The organism is Klenkia sesuvii, from assembly GCF_037083825.1.
GTDB lineage: Bacteria > Actinomycetota > Actinomycetes > Mycobacteriales > Geodermatophilaceae > Klenkia > Klenkia sesuvii.
The window spans coordinates 1-16607 of record NZ_JBAPLU010000034.1 but is presented as its reverse complement, the minus strand read 5'-3'; the positions used below and the strand labels follow the sequence as shown (position 1 = coordinate 16607).

Sequence of the window (16607 nt, the reverse complement as noted above, 5' to 3'; positions counted from 1 at the left end):
CGGCACCACACGCCAGGCAGGATCCCGGCATGGACGTCATCGGGCTGCGCCGGGAACGCGAGGTGCTCACGGTCGCGCTGCGCACCGACCGGCACGTCGTGCTGGAGGGCCCGCCGGGCACCGGGAAGTCGACGCTGCTGCGCTCGATCGCCGCCGACGTCGGCACCGAGGTCGTGTTCGTCGAGGGCAACGCCGAGCTGACCCCGGCCCGGCTGGTCGGCCAGTACGACCCGGCGGCGGTCATGACCGACGGGTACGTGCCGAGCAGCTTCACCGACGGCCCGCTGCTGACGGCCATGCGCGGGTCGGGGCTGCTCTACCTTGAGGAGCTCAACCGCATCCCCGAGGAGACGCTGAACGTCCTCATCACCGTGCTCACCGAGGGCGAGATCGCCGTCCCGCGGCTGGGCCGGGTGCGGGCGGCGGCCGGGTTCCGGTTGATCGCGGCCATGAACCCCTTCGACGCCATCGGCACCGCCCGGGTCGGGCAGGCCATCGCCGACCGCATGTGCCGGGTCGTGCTCGGCTACGCCGACGCCGACGCCGAGCGGGCCATCGTCACCCAGGTGACCGGGGCCCACCCGGCGCTGGTGGCCCTCGCCGTCCGGCTGGTGCGGGCCACCCGGGAGCACCCCGACCTCCGCACGGGCTCGTCGGTCCGTGGAGCGAACGACCTCGTGCTGCTGCTCGGCGGTCTGCTCGAGATGCGCGGCGAGCAGCTCGCCGACGGCCGCGGGACCGCCCGCGACGCCCTGCACGCCGCGCTGTCGGGCCGGGTCACGGTCGTGGACGGCGTCGACCGGACGCCGGAGGCCGTGCTCGACCAGATCCTGGACGACGTCTGGCCGGCCGACGCCCCGCCGCCCGACGAGCGCGCGGAGCGGGAGGAGCCCCCGGGAAAAGCTGAGGGCCCGCAGGCGCAGCAGCCTGCGGGCCCGGACCAGGCCAGCTCCTCCCGGCGCAGCCGCAAGGACGCCCAGCGCTCGCGGTCCACCCCGCGCCAGGAGCTGCTGCGCCAGCACCCGCAGCTCGAGGAGGTCAGCCCCGAGGTGGGCGAGCTCGACGAGGGCGCGTTCTCCGACCTGCTCGCGCGTGACCCGGACGCGGCCGCCGCCCTGCTGGCCGACCTGGGCCGGGCCACCGACCGCGAGCTGCGCGCCGCTGCGCACCGGCTGGCCCGCCGGGTGTTCGTGCAGGTCGCCCGGGTGGGCCCGACCCGCTCGCGGGGCACCCGCCGGCTGGTCGCCGACCGGCGGGCCGAGGGCGACCTCGACCTCGACCGCACCCTCGACCGGTGGAGCGGGCAGTGGCCCCCCGCCGCCGAGGACCTGGTCACCCGCACCTGGACCGGGCACCGGCGGGCGGTCTGCCTGGTGGTCGACGCCTCGGGCTCGATGCAGGGGCTCGGCGTCGCCATCGCCGCGGTCGCCGCCGCTGGCGTGGTGCTGGCCGCCGACGAGCGGGTGACGACCAGCGTCGTCAGCTTCGCCGGCGACGTCACCGAGCTGCAGCGGCTGGGCCAGCGGGTGCCGCCCGAGGAGCTGGTCGGCCGGTTGGTCGCACTACGCGGGCACGGCATGACCGACCTCGCCGGTGCGCTGCGTGCCGCCCGGCAGCAGCTGGCCCCGGCGGTGGTCGACGAGCGGGTCGTCGTCCTCCTGTCGGACTGCCTGCACACCGCCGGTGCGCCACCGGCGACCGCGCTGGCCGGCATCGACCGGCTGCACGTGCTGTGCCCGCTGCCCACCGAGGCGGCCGAGGCGGCCGCGCGGGACCTCGCGGCCCGCGGGGCGGGTCGGGCGGAGATGGTGCGCGCCGTCGTCGAGACCGGCCCGGCCCTGACCCGCCTGCTCGGCTGACCGCGCCGGTCAGGCCGGTGCGTAGGGGGTCTGCTCGATGTGCCCGAAGTCGCAGACCGGGCCGTAGGTCCACGCCACGTCCAGCGCGTCGGTCTCGTTCGGCGGGATGACGGTCAGCGTGGTGGGCGTGGGTTCGCAGGCACCGGTGGTGGGCTCGGGTCCGGTGGCGACGACGACCCAGTGCAGCGTGGCCGAGACCGACTGGCCCGGTCGCAGGGTGGTCCGCTCGCCCGTCGAGCCGTCGGCAACGGCGACGCGCTCCTGCTGGCTGGGCACGGCGGAGCCGTCGGTGCCGACCAGGCCGAGACCGCCGTAGCCGTACACGGTGCACACCTCGCCGCCGGTGTTGGTCAACGTGAGCGTCGCGTACCGGTTCCCCGCCGCGGCGTCCCCCGTGGACAGCGACCCGGTGAGCTCGCTGGTGTGGCAGCGGTCGGGGCCGCCGGCGGTGGTGGGCTCGGGGTCGGGGGACTCCGGGGCCGCGGTCGTGCGTCCGCCGCCGGAGGAGGCCGACCCCGTGGCGGCGGGTGCGGTCGTGGGGCTGGCGATCGCCGAGGTGGTGGTCGAGGGGGAGGTGGTGGCCCCGGTGGTCGAGGGGGTCGTCGCGGCGGTGGCGTCGTCGGTACCGCCGCTGAACGAGCAGGCACCGAGGGCGAGCCCCCCGGCGAGCAGTACGGGCAGGGCCAGCCGATGCGTCCGGTTCGTCATGACCTTGATGTTGCCCCGGCCAACCATCGTTCTCACCTGGGCGGACGTCACGGTTGCCGCACCGGTGTCACCGATCCGTCACACCGGTGACCTGCTGGTGCTGACCGGACCCGGACGCGCGACGACCCCGGATGCCAGCACGCATCCGGGGTCGTCGGGTCTGGGTGGGTCAGCGGACGGAGGTGCGCTTCCCGCCGGTGACGCTCTCGGCGACGCCGATCAGCAGGACGGCGGCCACGATGGCCACGATCGCGCCGAGGATGTTCAGCTCGGTGAAGGTCCCGGTGCCCAGCAGAGTGGCGACGACGCCACCGATGAGCGAACCGACGACGCCCAGGCCGAGCGTGGCCAGGATCGACAGGTTCTGCTTGCCGGGCTTGATCAGCCGCGCGACGGCGCCGACCACCAGCCCGAACACGAGGAAGCCGATGATGCCCATGGTGTTCTGCTCCTGACGTGGGGTGGCCGCTGGTCTCCGCCGGCCACGGGTGCAGCGCAGCTACCCGGCCGTGCTCCCGCTCAACCATGCCGACGGCGGGTCACCCGACCGGGTCACGTCGTCCACCCCGGCCTGCTCCGCGGGCGGCCCCGTGCCGAAACCCCGGACGAGGTGCCACCCGGCGCCGAGGGGAGGGGTCATGGCACGGCACGCCGGTGGGTCGGCCGCCCGCACCGTCCCCGGCCGCGTCCTCGTGGTGCTGGGCACGCTGGTGGTCATCGGCCTCGAGTTCGTGCTGCTGTTCGGCGTCCACCTCCGCTCCGGTCCGGTGACCGAGCAGCGAGTGGTCGTCGCCGAGGTCGCCGGGGCGCTGGCGGCGGACCCGTCCGCCGCCCCCGTCGACCTCGACGCCGCGGCCGACCGGCTGGCTGCGGCGGGCGCGCAGGCCGACCAGGTGCGTCGGCTGCGGACGGCCGACGACGGCGGTGCGGCCCGCGCGGTTGTCGACGACCTGGCCGCGGACCTCGCCGCCCAACGCGCCCAGCTCGACCTCCAGGCGGGGCTGTCCTACGGCGCAATGCTGGTGGTGGCCTCGGTCGGCTGGATGGTCTGGTTCCGGCGGCTGGTGGCCCGGCACCGGCGGTTGCAGGCCGAGGTGACCGAGCAGGCCGCGCTGGTGGCCAGCGAAGGCCGGTTGGCCAGCCTGGTGCGGCGCAGCGCCGACGTCGTCGTCGTGCTGGGCGCCGACGGGCAGGTCGGCTACGCCACCGACTCCGCGGAGGCGCTCTTCGGGGTGCCCGTCGCGCAGCTGCTGGGCACGGCCATCCACGAGCGGGTGCTGAGGTCCGACGCCGAACCCCTGGTCGCGCTGCTCGATGCCCGCCCCGAGGGCGACGCCGAGGTGGGGTTCCGGCTCACCCGACCCGACGGCCGCACCGTGCACGTCGAGGGCGTGTTCGCCAACCTGCTCGACGACCCGGGTGTGGCAGGGCTCGTGCTGACCCTGCGGGACGTCACGGGTCGGGTCGAGCTGGAGAGCCGGTTGACCCACCAGGCCCTGCACGACCCGCTCACCGGGCTGTCCAACCGCAGGCTGTTCGCCGACCGGCTCGACCACGCGCTGCGCCGCCGCGGCTCCCGCGCGCTCACCGTCGTGCTCTGCGACCTCGACGGCTTCAAGGACGTCAACGAGCGGTTCGGCCACGCCGCCGGCGACGCCCTGCTGGTCGAGGTGGCGGCCCGGCTGCGGACGGTCGCCCGCGAGGGCGACACGGTGGCCCGGCTGGGCGGGGACGAGTTCGCCCTCCTGCTGGAGGACACCGACCTGGCCGGCGCCCGCGAGGTCGCCGACCGGGTGCACGACTGGTTGGCGGTCCCCCTGGCTCTCGACGGCACGGCGGTCACCGTCAGCGCCGGGATCGGTCTGGCGGCCGCCGGTACGCAGGGGGTGACCGGGGAGGAGCTGCTGCAGCACGCCGACGTCGCGGTCTACCAGGCCAAGGACGGCGGACGGCGGAGCACCGCCGAGTACGAACCGGGCCTGCACACGGCCGCTCTCGAGCGGCTGCAGCTGCGGGCCGACCTCGAGCGGGCCCTCGTCGCGGGAGAGCTCGTGCTGCACTACCAGCCGAGCGTGTCGCTGGTCACCGGGGCGCCCGCTGCCCCGGGGCGGCTCGAGGTGCACGGGTTCGAGGCGCTGGTGCGCTGGCAGCACCCCACCCGGGGTCTGCTCGGCCCGGGCCAGTTCGTGCCGCTCGCCGAGGACTCCGGCCTGGTGGTGCCGCTGGGCACCTGGGTGCTGCAGGAGGCCTGCCGCGCCGCGGTGTCGTTGCAGCGGGCCGGGCGCCCGCCGGTGGTCATGTCGGTCAACGTGGCCGTGGCCCAGCTGACCGAGCCCGGGTTCGTGGAACTGGTCCAGGCCGCCCTGGCCGACAGCGGGTTGGACCCGCGGCTGCTGGTCCTGGAGATCACCGAGTCGGCGGTGCTGGCCGGGACCGAGGTGGTCGCGCCCCTGCTGGCCCGGCTGCGGGCCACCGGCACCCGCATCGCCGTCGACGACTTCGGCACCGGCTACAGCGCGCTGTCCTACCTGCGCGACCTGCCCGTCGACGTCCTGAAGGTGGACAAGTCCTTCGTCGACCACGTGGTCGACGACGCGCAGGGCGCCTCGCTGGTCGAGGCCATCATCACGCTGGCCCGCTCGCTGGACCTGGCCACGGTGGCCGAGGGCGTGGAGGAGCGGGCGCAGGCCGACTGGTTGGCCGCGGCCGGGGTCACCTACGGACAGGGGTTCCTGTGGTCGCGGCCGGTGCCGCTCGTCGAGGCCGCGGCGATGCTGGTCCCGCCCGTCCCGGTCGGGCACCCGACCCGGTGACCTGACCTGCCAGCCGCTCCTCCGTACGGCATGATCGGGTGGCGCTCGTCAGAGCCGGGGCCGGGGACGGGGGAGCAGGTGCAGGAACAGTCCGCCGCGCTGCTCACCGACGGCGTGGACGCGGGCATCCGCGAGCTGGTGGTGGCCACCGACTGGACCTCGACGCCGCTCGGGCCGGTGGACGAGTGGTCGGACACTCTGCGTGCGGCGGTCGGCATCTGCCTGAACAACCCGTTCCCCATGCTCGTGATGTGGGGCCCCGAGCTGGTGATGGTCTACAACGCCGGGTACGCGCCCATCCTGGGCGACAAGCACCCGGCGGCGATGGGTCGGCCGTGCGCGCAGGTGTGGGCCGAGCTGTGGCCGGTGATCCGCGAGCGGCTGGAGGGCGTGCTGGCGGGCACGGCCACCTACGACGTCGACCTGCCGCTGCTCATGCACCGGCACGGCTTCGACGAGGCCACCTGGTTCACCTTCTCCTACTCCCCGATCACCGCGCCCGACGGCTCGGTCGTGGGGGTGCTGAACACCACCACCGACACGACCGGCCGGGTGCTGGGCGCGCGCCGGCTCACCGCCCTGCAGGAGTTCGCCACCATCGCCTCCAGCCGGCACGGCGACAGCGACCGGGCCGCGCGGGCGGCGATGGCCGCGCTGTCCCGCGCCGCCGAGGACGTCCCGTTCGGGTTGGTCTACCTGCTCGACCCCGACGGCCGGGCCGCGCACCTGGCGGCCACGACCTGGCTGGACACCCCGCCCCCGGTCCCGCTGGTCCAGCGGTTGCCCTCGGACTCCGCGGCGGACTGGGCCTGGCGGGCGCTGACCAGCGGCACCCGGGACGTGACCACGGGGCTGGCCGAGCGCCTGCCCGGGCTGCTCCCGGGCGGGCCGGGCGGCGACCAGGTCGACGGGGCGGTGGCGCTGCCGCTCGTGGTGGCCGGCCAGACGGCGCCGGTCGGCGTCCTGGTGGCCGGGGTCGCCCCGCACCTGCGGCTCGACGAGGACTACCTGGCCTTCCTCGAGCTGGTCGCCGGTCAGGTGGCCGCGGTGGTCACCGACGCGCAGGCCTACGAGGCCGAGCGCGCCCGGGCGGCCGAGCGGGCCGACGCCGCGCGGGAGGTCGCGCTGGCCGCCACCGAGGTGTCGGTGACCCTGCAGCGGTCGATCCTCGGCCCCGTCGAGCTGCCCGACGGGTTCGCGGTGCGCTACGAGCCCGCCACCAGCGCGCTGGAGGTCGGGGGCGACTGGTACGACGTGGTCGAGCTCGCCGACGACGTCTTCGGGGTGGTCGTGGGGGACGTCGTCGGGCGCGGCCTGTCGGCCGCCGCCGTGATGGGCCAGCTGCGCAGCGCCGGTCGGGCCCTGCTGCTGGAGGCCAACGGCCCGGCCCAGGTGCTGTCGGCCCTCGACCGGTTCGCCGCGCTCGTGCCGGGTGCGATCTGCAGCACCGTCTTCTGCGCGGTGGTCGACCGGGCCGCCGGCACCCTCACCTACAGCAGTGCCGGTCACCTGCCGGCGCTGCTCACCGGCGCCGACGGCACCGGCCGGCTGCTCGACGGCGCCCGTGCGCTCCCGCTGGCCGTGCTGCCCGACCGGCCCCGCCCGGAGACCGAGGTGGCCCTGCGGGCCGGCGACAGCCTGCTGCTCTACACCGACGGCCTGGTCGAGCGGCGCGACGAGGCCCTCGACGAGGGCATCGCGCGCGCGGTGGCCACCGTCCGGGAGGGCCGCGCCCTCTCCCCGGACGTGCTGGCCGCGGTGCTGGTCGACCAGCTCATCGCCGACGACCAGGACGACGACGTCGCCCTGCTGCTCTACCGGCACCCCGCCGAGGTGGCGTCGTCGGTCGGGTGATCGTCGTCGGTGCGGGCCCGGTGGGCCTCACCGCGGCGCTGCTGCTGGCCCGCCGGGGGCACGACGTGCAGGTGCTCGAACGCCGCACCCTGCCCTCCGAGCTGCCCCGGGCGGTGCACCTGGACGCCGAGGCCCAGCGCGTGCTGGTCGACGCCGGCGTCGACTTCGCCGCCCTCAGCTCGCCCGGGGCGGGCCTGCGGCTACTCGACGCCGACCACCGGGTGCTGGCCGAGTTCCCCCGCGAGCCGGGGGCGGCCGGGATGTTCCACCAGCCCGACCTGGAGGAGCAGCTGCGCGCCGCCCTGGCCCGGGCCGGTGGGCAGCTGACGACGGGGGTCGGGGTGGTCGCCGTCCGCCCGGTGCGCGGTGGGGCGCAGGTCGTGACGGACCGGTCCGGCGACCCGGTGCTGGCGGCCGACCTCGTGCTGGGGTGCGACGGTGCGGGCAGCACGGTCGCCCGCGCGGTGCGGCCCCGGTACCGCGAGCTGGCCCGGCCTGACCGCTGGTACGTGGTCGACCTGCTGGCCCCGGCGCCGCTGCCGGTCTGGCCCGGGGTGCACCAGGTGTGCGACCCGGTGCGCGCGGCCACGTTCATGCCGGTGGTGGGGCTGCGGTACCGGGCAGAGTTCCGGGTGACCGACCAGCCGCTCGACCTGCCCGCCGAGCTGGCCCGGTTCGGTGCGCAGGACTGCACGGTGGTGCGCGAGGCCGAGTACGAGTACGGGGCGAGGGTGGCGCGGCGGTGGCGCACCGGGCGGGTGCTGCTGTGCGGGGACGCCGCCCACCTCACCCCGCCGTTCATCGGGCAGGGCCTCGGCCTCGGGCTGCGCGACGCCCACCAGCTGGCCTGGCGGGTCGACGCCGTGCTCGCCGGCGCCCACGACGCCCTGCTCGACGGCTTCGGCCGGGAACGAGCCGCCCACGCCCGGGCGCTGGTGCGGTTGGCCGCGTTCACCGGCTGGCTCATGACCGCCGGCGGGGTGCGGGCGGCGCGGGTGCGGTCGGGGCTGGCCCGGCTGCTGCCGTCGACCCTGCTGGCCGCGGGGACCCCGCCGCTGCGCCCGGGCCCGTGGGTCCGCCGTCCGCGGGTGGGCCGAGGGCACGGGGTGGGCCGGCTGGTGCCCGACGTCCGGGTCCGCGGCCGCCGGCTGGACGACCTCCTCGGCCCGGGGTGGGCGCTGCTGGTCTGCTCGACCGAGGTGCCCGACCTGCCGGAGCTGCCGGGTGGGGCGCGGGCGCGGGTGCTGCACCGGGGCGCGCTGCCCGACCTGGGGCCGGCGCTGCGGGACCGCTGGGTGCTGGTGCGCCCCGACCGGGTGGTCGCCGCCGTCGGACCCCGCGCCCAGCGTTGATCAGGGGCCCTGGTCGAACCCCGTCCCCCGCCACGAGATCTGGCCCAGCAGGACGGAGTTCCGCGCAGGAGGACGGCGGGCAGGAGGACGGCGGGCAGGATCGCCCCATGAGCTTCGACGTCGCCGCCGTCCGCGCACACTTCCCCGCGTTGCAGGGTGGAGCCGCCCACTTCGACGGTCCCGGCGGCACCCAGGTGCCCACCCCGGTCGCCGACGCCGTCCACGCCGCGTTGGTCGCCCCGATGGCCAACCGCGGGTCGACGACGCTGGCCGAGCGCAACGCCGACGACGTCGTGCTCGCCGCGCGGCAGGCCGTCGCTGACCTGGTCGGCGGGCAGCCGGGCGGGGTGGTCTTCGGCCGCAGCGCCACCCAGCTCACCTACGACCTGGCCCGCACCCTCTCGGCCGGGTGGGGGCCTGGTGACGAGGTGGTGGTGACCCGGCTCGACCACGACGCCAACATCCGGCCCTGGGTGCAGGCCGCGGAGCGCGCCGGGGCGACCGTGCGGTGGGCGGGGTTCGACCCGGCCACCGGCGAGCTCACCGCCGCCGACGTCGCCGCCGTGGTCACCGACGCGACCCGGCTGGTCGCGGTCACCGGAGCGTCGAACCTGATCGGCACCCGGCCGCCGCTGCCGGAGATCGCCGGGGTGGTGCACGCGGCCGGGGCGCTGCTGCACGTCGACGGCGTCCACCTGACCGCCCACGCCCCGGTCGACCTCGTCGAGCTGGGCTGCGACACCTTCACCTGCTCGCCGTACAAGTTCCTGGGCCCGCACTGCGGCGCGCTGGTCGCCGACCCGGCGTTCCTGGCCACCCTGCACCCGGACAAGCTGCTGCCCTCCACCGACGCCGTCCCCGAGCGTTTCGAACTGGGCACGTTGCCCTACGAACTGCTGGCCGGCACCACCGCGGCGGTGGACTTCCTGGCGGGTCTCGGCACGGGCGGCACCCGACGGGAGCGGCTGCGCACCGGCATGACCGCCGTGGAGGAGCACGAGGACGCACTGCGGGCTTCGCTGGAGGCCGGGCTCGCGGAGCTGCCCGGGGTCACGCTCTGGTCACGGGCGGCCCGCCGGACGCCGACCCTGCTGGTCACGTTCGAGGGGCGGAAGAGCGGGGCCGGGGCGCGGGGCCGGGTCACGGCCGCGGACGCCTACCGCTTCCTCGCCGCCCGCGGGGTGAATGCACCGGCCGGGTCGTTCTACGCCCTGGAGTGCTCCCGCTGGCTGGGTCTGGGCGACACCGGCGGCCTGCGGATCGGCCTGGCCCCCTACAGCGACACCGGCGACGTCGACCGCCTGCTGACCGGCCTCCGGGACCTCCTCGCCTGACGAGGCCGCCCCACCCCACCCGGGGGGCGGGGGACGGCGCGGTAGGACCGCTGGATGAGGCGCCGTCACCCACCAGGTGGACGCCGCGGACCACCGGGACCGTCCCGGCGTCCGATGCGGGGAGCGGCCGTCGGCCGGGACGGTGGCGACCGTCCGCGACGCCGTCCCCGAGGAGCACCATGACCGTCAGCCCGAGCGCGATCGACGAGGACGGCGCGCCGTCCTCGAGCGGTGCCACCGCGGTGCCACCCGAGCAGCGGCGGTCCTGGTCGGTGTCGCCCCGGCGGGTCCGCTGGACCGGCGTCGGTGGCGTCCTGCTGCTGACGGCGGCCACCTGGACGGCACTGGTGGTGCCGGGGGCCGCACCCGGGACGGCGACGCTGCTGCTGGCCGCCGAGGTCACCGGCACCGGCGCGGTGGTGCTGGCCTGGTTGCTGCTGGGCATCCGCGCGCAGGCTCCACTGCCCCCGGCCCGCTGGCTGACCCGGACGCTGGCGCTGTGGTGCGCCCCGCTGCTGGTCGCCCCACCGCTGTTCAGCCGGGACGTGTACAGCTACCTGGCCCAGGGCGAGATCGCCGCCCGGTCGATGGACCCCGGGTCGGTCAGCCCGGTGGCGGGCCTCGGTGCGACGTCCGAGGTGGTGGGACGGGTCGACACCCCGTGGCAGGACACCGTGTCGCCCTACGGCCCGCTGGCCACGTGGGTCCAGCGGCAGGCCACGGACCTGTCGGGGGGTGACGTCGTCACCGGGGTGGTGGCGCACCGGCTAGTGGCCGTGCTGGGGCTGGTGCTGGTCGTGTGGGCCCTGCCGCGGCTGGCCGCCCGCACCGGGGTGTCCCCCTCGGCGGCGCTGTGGCTGGGTGCGCTGAACCCGCTGGTGCTCTGGCACCTGGTGGCCGGCGTGCACAACGACGCCCTGATGCTGGGGCTCGCGCTGGCCGGGTCGGCCGTCGCGCTGGATGCGCTGGACGGGCGGCTGGACCGTCGGCGGTTCGCCCTGGGGCTCGTGCTCGTCGTGTCGGCCGTGGCGGTCAAGGCACCGGCGGTGCTGGCCCTCGCGGTGATCGGCACCGCCTGGGCCAGGCGCCGGGGTGGGACGGGGCGCGACCTGGTGCGCGCCGCCCTCGGTGCGCTGCTGGTCCTGGTCGTGGGCCTGGGCATGGTGCAGGTCCTCACGGGTTCCGGGGCCGGTTGGGTGCGGGCGCTGGGGACACCCGGGGAGGTGGCGAGCTGGCTGGCCCCGACCAACTGGGCGGGGTTGCTCATCGCCGGTGCCGACGGGGGCCCGTTCGCCGCGGTGGTGCTCGGTGCCGGGCGGGCCGTGGGTTCGGTGCTTGCGCTGTGCGGCATCGTGGTCGTGCTGCTGCTGCAGCTGGGGGGACGCATCGGGGACGTCGCGGCCCTCGGCGCTGCGTCGGCGCTGGTGGTGGCCCTCGGACCGGTGGTGCAGCCCTGGTACCTGCTGTGGGCGGTGCTGCCGTTGGCCGCGGTCGGCGTGGCCGGGTGGGCCCGGCGCGCCCTCGTCGGGGTCGTCGCCGTCGCCGCCGTGCTCATCCCGCCCATGGCGGGCGACCACGGCGACCGGGTCGGCCAGCTGGTCGTGGGCTACGCCCTGGCCGCCGCCGTGCTGGGCGTCGGGGTGCTGCTGGTGTGCCGCACCGCACCGGTCGACCGGGCCGTGCGGTGACCGGCCGGCCCACGGGGTTCGGCTCCACCCCCGCAGAGGACTGGACGTCTTCGGACACCGAGCAGGTGTCGTGCTGCCAGTGCGGGGTGCCGGGCCGCCCGCTGTACGAGGTGGCGCCCCTCGGCGTCGTGCGCTGCCCGGTCTGCGGGCTGGTCTTCACCAGCCCGCGGCTGCGTCCGGAGGCGCTCCGGCGCCTCTACGACGATGCCGGCTACTTCGCCGGCCGCGTCTACGACGCCGAGGTGCCGGGGGAGGGTCCGGGGAGCCGGCACTCCCCGACGATGGTGCTGCAACGGACCTGGACCGCGGGCCGGCTGCGACTGCTCGACCGGCTGCGGGAGCAGCCGGCCGGTGGCCGGCTGCTCGAGGTCGGCGCGGGCTACGGCCTGTTCCTGGCGGCGGCGCGGGAGGCGGGGTGGACGACGTCGGGGGTCGAGCTCAGCCGCTCGGGCGCGCAGTACGCGACCGAGGTGCTCGGGCTGGACGTCTTCTGCGGGCAGCTGGCCGACGCGCCCCTCCGGCCAGGCCTGGACGTCGTCTGCGCCTGGGACACCCTCGAGCACGTGCCCGACCCGTTGGGGTTCCTGCGGTCGGTGCGGTCGTCGCTGGCCGAGGACGGCGTGCTGCTGTTCTCCACGCCCTACGTCTCCTCGGTGCCCGCGCGGCTGCTCGGGCCGCGCTGGTGGACGCTCAAGCCCGCCGAGCACCTCTGGCACTTCACACCCCGCGACCTCGCGCAGCTCGCTGCGCGGGCGGGTCTGGTGCTCACCCAGGTCGTCCGCAACCCCTTGGCGAGGGCGAACGCGGCACGGTTGGACTCCCTCGTGGGCGTGGCCCGCCCCGTCCCGGACCGGTGACCGGCGCAGGACGGTGACCGGCTCACCGCAGGGTGGGGAAGCCGCCGGCGAGCTGGGCGAAGGCGGCCTGCAGGTCCTCGGTGAGCGAGCCCTCGCCGCCCAGCCACGTCTCGAAGGCGGTGGTGGCCGCGGCCCGGGTGCTCAGCGCCACCAGCCGGGGCACCAGCGCGTCGGGGCGGCACCCGGTGCGGCGCGCGACGTGCTCGGCGACCACCCGGTCGACGTCGGCGTAGCGCACCTGGGAGTGGGCCTGCAGCGCCGGTTCGCCGAGGATGAGCCGCATGCGCTGGCGCAGCAGCGGCAGGTCGGCGTCGGCGTAGTCGTTGACCTCCACGTAGGCCGCGCAGATCGAGGCCAGCACGGGCTGGTCGGCCGTCGCGGCCAGCAGCTCCTCGAGCCGGACGACGTGGGCGTGGAAGTCGCCCCACACCGCGTCGGCCTTGGTGGCGAAGTGCCGGAAGAAGGTGCGGCGGCTGATGCCCGCCGCGTCGGCGACCTCGTCGGCGGTGACCGTCTCGAAGTCACGCCGGGTGAACAGGTCGAGCGCGGCGGCTTCGATGCGGCCGCGGGTGGCTTCGCGGGGATCGACGGCGGTTCCGGTCACGCACGAATGATGCTCCGGGGTGCCCGGAGGTGGCTGACCGCGCCATCCCCCTTGCTAGTGGCACTGGGTGCCACTAGCGTCCGGGGTGTCCGTGACCCAGCTCACCAGGAGGCACCCGTGCCGGAGCAGACCGAGACCGAGACCCCCGTCCCCGCCGCCGAGGAGGTCCTCACCGAGGAGTCCCTGGTGGAGGAGGTCTCCATCGACGGCATGTGCGGCGTGTACTGAGCCGTTGGCCGACACCCTCGTGACCGGGCCCGACGCGGGCCCGGTCACGGTCCCCAGCGACGAGGTCCCCTTCGACCCCTCGCTGCCGTGGCGCAAGTCGCGGTCGGTGGCGCTGCGCCCGGAGCCGTTCGGTGCGCTGGTCTACCACTTCGGCAACCGCAAGCTGTCGTTCCTGAAGTCGCGGCCGCTGGTGGCGGTCGTGACGGCGCTGGAGGAGCACCCCGACGTCCCCAGCACCCTGCGTGCCTGCGACGTCCCCGAGGCCCAGCACCCGGCCTACGTGACCGCGCTCGCGACCCTGTCGCGTTCCCAGATGATCGAGAGAAGGACCTCGGTGCCCCCCACCACGAGCGAGCTCGCGGCGGGCCCCTGCACCGAGGCCGACATGCGACCGGAAGAAGGTCTTCGCTGATGACGGCTGTCCTGCCCCAGCGCCCCACGGGCGGAAGGCTGATCGACCAGTTCGAGTACGGCCTGGACGCCCCCATCTGCCTCACCTGGGAGCTCACCTACGCCTGCAACCTGGCCTGCGCGCACTGCCTGTCCTCCTCGGGTCGGCGCGACCCGCGCGAGCTGAGCACCGCCGAGGCCGAGGGCGTCATCGACGAGCTGCAGCGCATGCAGGTCTTCTACGTCAACGTCGGCGGCGGCGAGCCCACCGTGCGGCCGGACTTCTGGCACCTGCTCGACTACGCGATCGGCCACGACGTCGGCGTCAAGTTCTCCACCAACGGCGTGAAGCTCAACAAGGCCCGTGCCGCCCAGCTGGCCCGCACCGACTACGTCGACGTGCAGATCTCCCTGGACGGCGCCACCGCCGCGGTCAACGACCGGGTGCGGGGCACCGGCTCCTACGCCACCGCCATCCGGGCACTGGAGAACCTGGCCGAGGCCGGGATGAAGGACTTCAAGGTCTCCGTCGTCGTCACCCGGGAGAACGCCGGCCAGCTCGACGAGTTCAAGGCGCTCACCGACTCCTTCGGCGCACAGCTGCGCATCACCCGGCTGCGGCCCTCGGGCCGCGGGGCCGACGTGTGGGACGAGCTGCACCCCACGATGGCCCAGCAGAAGGAGCTGTACCACTGGCTGCTGGCCAACGGCGACGGCGTGCTGACCGGCGACTCGTTCTTCCACCTGTCCGCCTTCGGGGAGGCCCTGCCGGGGCTGAACCTGTGCGGCGCCGGGCGCGTGGTGTGCCTGATCGACCCGGTCGGGGACGTCTACGCCTGCCCGTTCGCCATCCACGAGAACTTCCTGGCCGGCAACGTCCGCAGCGAGGGCGGCTTCCAGCGGGTCTGGCAGACCTCGGACCTGTTCACCGACCTGCGCAGCCCGCAGACCGGCGGCGCCTGCACCAAGTGCGCGCACTTCGATGCCTGCCGCGGTGGGTGCATGGCGGCGAAGTTCTTCACCGGCCTGCCCCTCGACGGCCCGGACCCCGAGTGCGTGCAGGGCTTTGGCGAGAACGCCCTGGCCGCCCGCGAGCTGGACCTGGTCACGCCGAAGTCGCACATCGACCACTCCCACAAGGGCCCGGTGCGCGGGCAGCCCACGCTGCTGGGCATGCCCAGCATCCCGGCGAAGATCTGCGACGAGTCGCCGCTGGCCGGGCTCGACCTGCGCTGACGGTGCGGTTGACCGGCCCCTGGGAGCTCGCGGGGAGGACTGTGCCCTCCCGGGCGCTGTTCGGCCCGCACGAGACCAACCTGGGGGCCGGTCGCGGCATCGGGCCGCGGCACGTCGCGTACTACGCGCGGCGGGCCGCGGGCGGTACCGGCGTGCTGGTCACCGAGGCCGCCTCCGTGCACCGCTCCGACCACCCCTACGAGCGGGCGCCGCTGGCCGCCGGCTGCGCGGCCGGCTGGGCCGCCGTCGGCGACGCCTGCCGGCCGCACGGCACCGTGGTGCTGGCCGGGCTCACCCACACCGGCGGGCAGGGCTCGTCGTCCTGGACCCAGGCCCCGCCCTGGGGGCCGAGCAGGGTGCCCGACGTCGTCACCGGCCTGGTCCCCGTCCCGATGGGGGACGCCGAGGTCACCGCCCTGGTCGCGGGGTTCGCCGGGGCCGCCGCCACCGCCGTGGCCGCCGGGCTGGACGGCGTCGAGGTGGACGCTGGTCCCCGCTCGCTGCTGCGCCAGTTCCTCTCCCCGCTGACCAACACCCGCGACGACGGCTACGGCGCCGACCGGTCGCGGCTGCTGCGCGAGGTGCTGGCCGCCGTCCGGGCCGCGCAGGGCCCCGACCGGGTGCTCGCGCTGCGGCTGTCGGTCGACGAGCAGGCGCCCTGGGCCGGGTTGACCCCGCAGGGCGCCGCACCGCTGGTTGCCGAGCTCGCGCCGCTGGTCGACCTGCTGACCCTGGTCCGGGGCGGCGGCCTGGACGGCGAGGCGTACCGGCCCACCGCGCACCGGACGCCGGCGTTCCACGTGGAACTCCTGCCCCACGCCGGCGCCACCCCGGTCGTCGCCCAGGGCTCGGTCGTGGACCCGCAGCACGCCGAGCAGCTGCTGGCCGCCGGGTTCGCCGCCGTCGAGCTGACCCGGGCGCAGATCGCCGACGCCGGCTTCGTCGCGGCCGTCCGGGCGGGCCGAGCCCCGCGGCCCTGCCTGCTGTGCAACCAGGCCTGCCTGGTCCTCGACACCCGCAACCCGCCGGTGAGCTGCGCGGTCGACCCGCGCAGCGGTCACGAGACCACCCTGCCGGACGTCGACCGGCCCGTCCCCGGCGCCCGGCCCCCCGTGGTCGTGGCGGGCGCCGGCCCGGCGGGGCTGGAGGCGGCGCGGGTGCTGGCGCTGCGCGGGCACCCGGTCGAGGTGGTCGCCCCGGTGGTCGGCGGCCTGCTGTCGACGGTCGCCGCCGCCCCGTCACGGGAACGATTCCACGCATTCGGGGCCTGGCTGGTGGGCGAGTGCGACCGGCTCGGCGTCCGGTTCACCGCCGGTGCCCGCGACGACGCCGACGTGGTGGCCACCGGCGGTCGGCCCGGCACGCCGGTCGTGCCCGGAGCGGTGCCGGCGGCCGACGTGCTGGCCGGGGCCCCGTTGCCCGACGGGCCGGTGCTGGTGCACGACCCGGTCGGCGGGCCCGTGGGTGTCGGCGTCGCGGAGCTGCTGGCCGCCGGTGGCCGCGAGGTCACCCTGGCCACGCCGGAGGACGTCGTCGGCACCCGGCTCGGCCCGGCCGGTGACCTGGTGGGCGCCAACCGCCGGCTGGCCCGTGCCGGGGTGCGCCGGGTGACCGCCGTCGCGCTGGTGGCGTGGGACGGCGCCGATGCGCTGCTGGAGCCGGTCATCGCCGCCCCCCTCCCCGC

Annotated in this window: 14 protein-coding genes; 11 read left to right on the top strand and 3 right to left on the bottom strand. The window is 76.0% G+C overall.

Features of this window, described 5'->3' with window-relative positions; translation table 11 throughout:
• Window positions 1-29 precede the first annotated feature (29 nt).
• A complete protein-coding gene (locus TEK04_RS20360) occupies window positions 30-1859 on the top strand; it encodes an AAA family ATPase (protein ID WP_336406199.1) in 1830 nt (609 codons plus the stop codon).
• Window positions 1860-1868: 9 nt separating this feature from the next.
• On the opposite strand, the gene TEK04_RS20355 is transcribed toward TEK04_RS20360, so the two are convergent.
• Both TEK04_RS20355 and TEK04_RS20350 read right to left on the bottom strand, forming a co-directional pair.
• The gene (locus TEK04_RS20355; protein ID WP_336406198.1) at window positions 1869-2567 is read right to left on the bottom strand and encodes a DUF4232 domain-containing protein; all 699 of its coding nucleotides are present in this window, start codon (window positions 2565-2567) and stop codon (window positions 1869-1871) included.
• Window positions 2568-2736: 169 nt separating this feature from the next.
• Window positions 2737-3006 (bottom strand): GlsB/YeaQ/YmgE family stress response membrane protein, encoded by a 270-nt coding sequence (locus tag TEK04_RS20350; protein ID WP_336406197.1) that lies wholly within the window; start codon window positions 3004-3006, stop codon window positions 2737-2739.
• Window positions 3007-3205: 199 nt separating this feature from the next.
• On the opposite strand from TEK04_RS20350, the gene TEK04_RS20345 reads away from it, so the two are divergent.
• The 6 genes from TEK04_RS20345 (at window position 3206) to TEK04_RS20320 (ending at window position 12465) form a co-directional block, all read left to right on the top strand.
• Entirely contained in the window at window positions 3206-5380 is a 2175-nt protein-coding gene (locus TEK04_RS20345) for a putative bifunctional diguanylate cyclase/phosphodiesterase (protein ID WP_336406196.1), read from the top strand.
• A gap of 78 nt (window positions 5381-5458) precedes the next feature.
• Window positions 5459-7234: a SpoIIE family protein phosphatase gene (locus TEK04_RS20340; RefSeq protein ID WP_336406195.1), complete on the top strand. Its 1776-nt coding sequence runs from the start codon at window positions 5459-5461 to the stop codon at window positions 7232-7234.
• Window positions 7231-8586, top strand: coding sequence for an FAD-dependent oxidoreductase (locus TEK04_RS20335; RefSeq protein ID WP_336406194.1), 1356 nt, complete (start codon window positions 7231-7233; stop codon window positions 8584-8586). Before TEK04_RS20340 ends, TEK04_RS20335 begins: the two co-directional genes overlap by 4 nt.
• 107 nt (window positions 8587-8693) lie before the next feature.
• Window positions 8694-9920 carry a cysteine desulfurase-like protein gene (locus tag TEK04_RS20330; protein ID WP_336406193.1) on the top strand — a complete coding sequence of 409 codons (1227 nt, stop codon included), beginning with the start codon at window positions 8694-8696 and terminating at the stop codon, window positions 9918-9920.
• 179 nt (window positions 9921-10099) lie between these two features.
• Window positions 10100-11608 carry a polyprenol phosphomannose-dependent alpha 1,6 mannosyltransferase MptB gene (gene mptB, locus TEK04_RS20325; protein ID WP_336406192.1) on the top strand — a complete coding sequence of 503 codons (1509 nt, stop codon included), beginning with the start codon at window positions 10100-10102 and terminating at the stop codon, window positions 11606-11608.
• On the top strand, window positions 11605-12465 hold the full coding sequence (locus TEK04_RS20320) for a class I SAM-dependent methyltransferase (RefSeq protein WP_336406191.1): 861 nt from the start codon (window positions 11605-11607) through the stop codon (window positions 12463-12465). The genes mptB and TEK04_RS20320 overlap by 4 nt, the downstream gene beginning before the upstream one ends.
• A 22-nt stretch (window positions 12466-12487) precedes the next feature.
• Here TEK04_RS20320 and TEK04_RS20315 read toward each other — a convergent pair whose 3' ends face one another.
• Window positions 12488-13069: an acyl-CoA-like ligand-binding transcription factor gene (locus TEK04_RS20315; protein WP_336406190.1), complete on the bottom strand. Its 582-nt coding sequence runs from the start codon at window positions 13067-13069 to the stop codon at window positions 12488-12490.
• A gap of 117 nt (window positions 13070-13186) precedes the next feature.
• On the opposite strand from TEK04_RS20315, the gene mftA reads away from it, so the two are divergent.
• The 4 genes from mftA to TEK04_RS20295 form a co-directional block, all read left to right on the top strand.
• Window positions 13187-13297: a mycofactocin precursor MftA gene (gene mftA, locus TEK04_RS20310; protein ID WP_336406189.1), complete on the top strand. Its 111-nt coding sequence runs from the start codon at window positions 13187-13189 to the stop codon at window positions 13295-13297.
• A gap of 4 nt (window positions 13298-13301) precedes the next feature.
• On the top strand, window positions 13302-13709 hold the full coding sequence (gene mftB, locus TEK04_RS20305; RefSeq protein WP_336406188.1) for a mycofactocin biosynthesis chaperone MftB: 408 nt from the start codon (window positions 13302-13304) through the stop codon (window positions 13707-13709).
• Complete coding sequence (gene mftC / locus TEK04_RS20300; RefSeq protein WP_336406187.1) at window positions 13709-14923, top strand: mycofactocin radical SAM maturase; 1215 nt, start codon at window positions 13709-13711, stop codon at window positions 14921-14923. The genes mftB and mftC overlap by 1 nt, the downstream gene beginning before the upstream one ends.
• 2 nt (window positions 14924-14925) lie before the next feature.
• The coding region (locus TEK04_RS20295) for a mycofactocin system FadH/OYE family oxidoreductase 1 (protein WP_432277361.1) at window positions 14926-16607 on the top strand (1682 nt) is incomplete at its 3' end.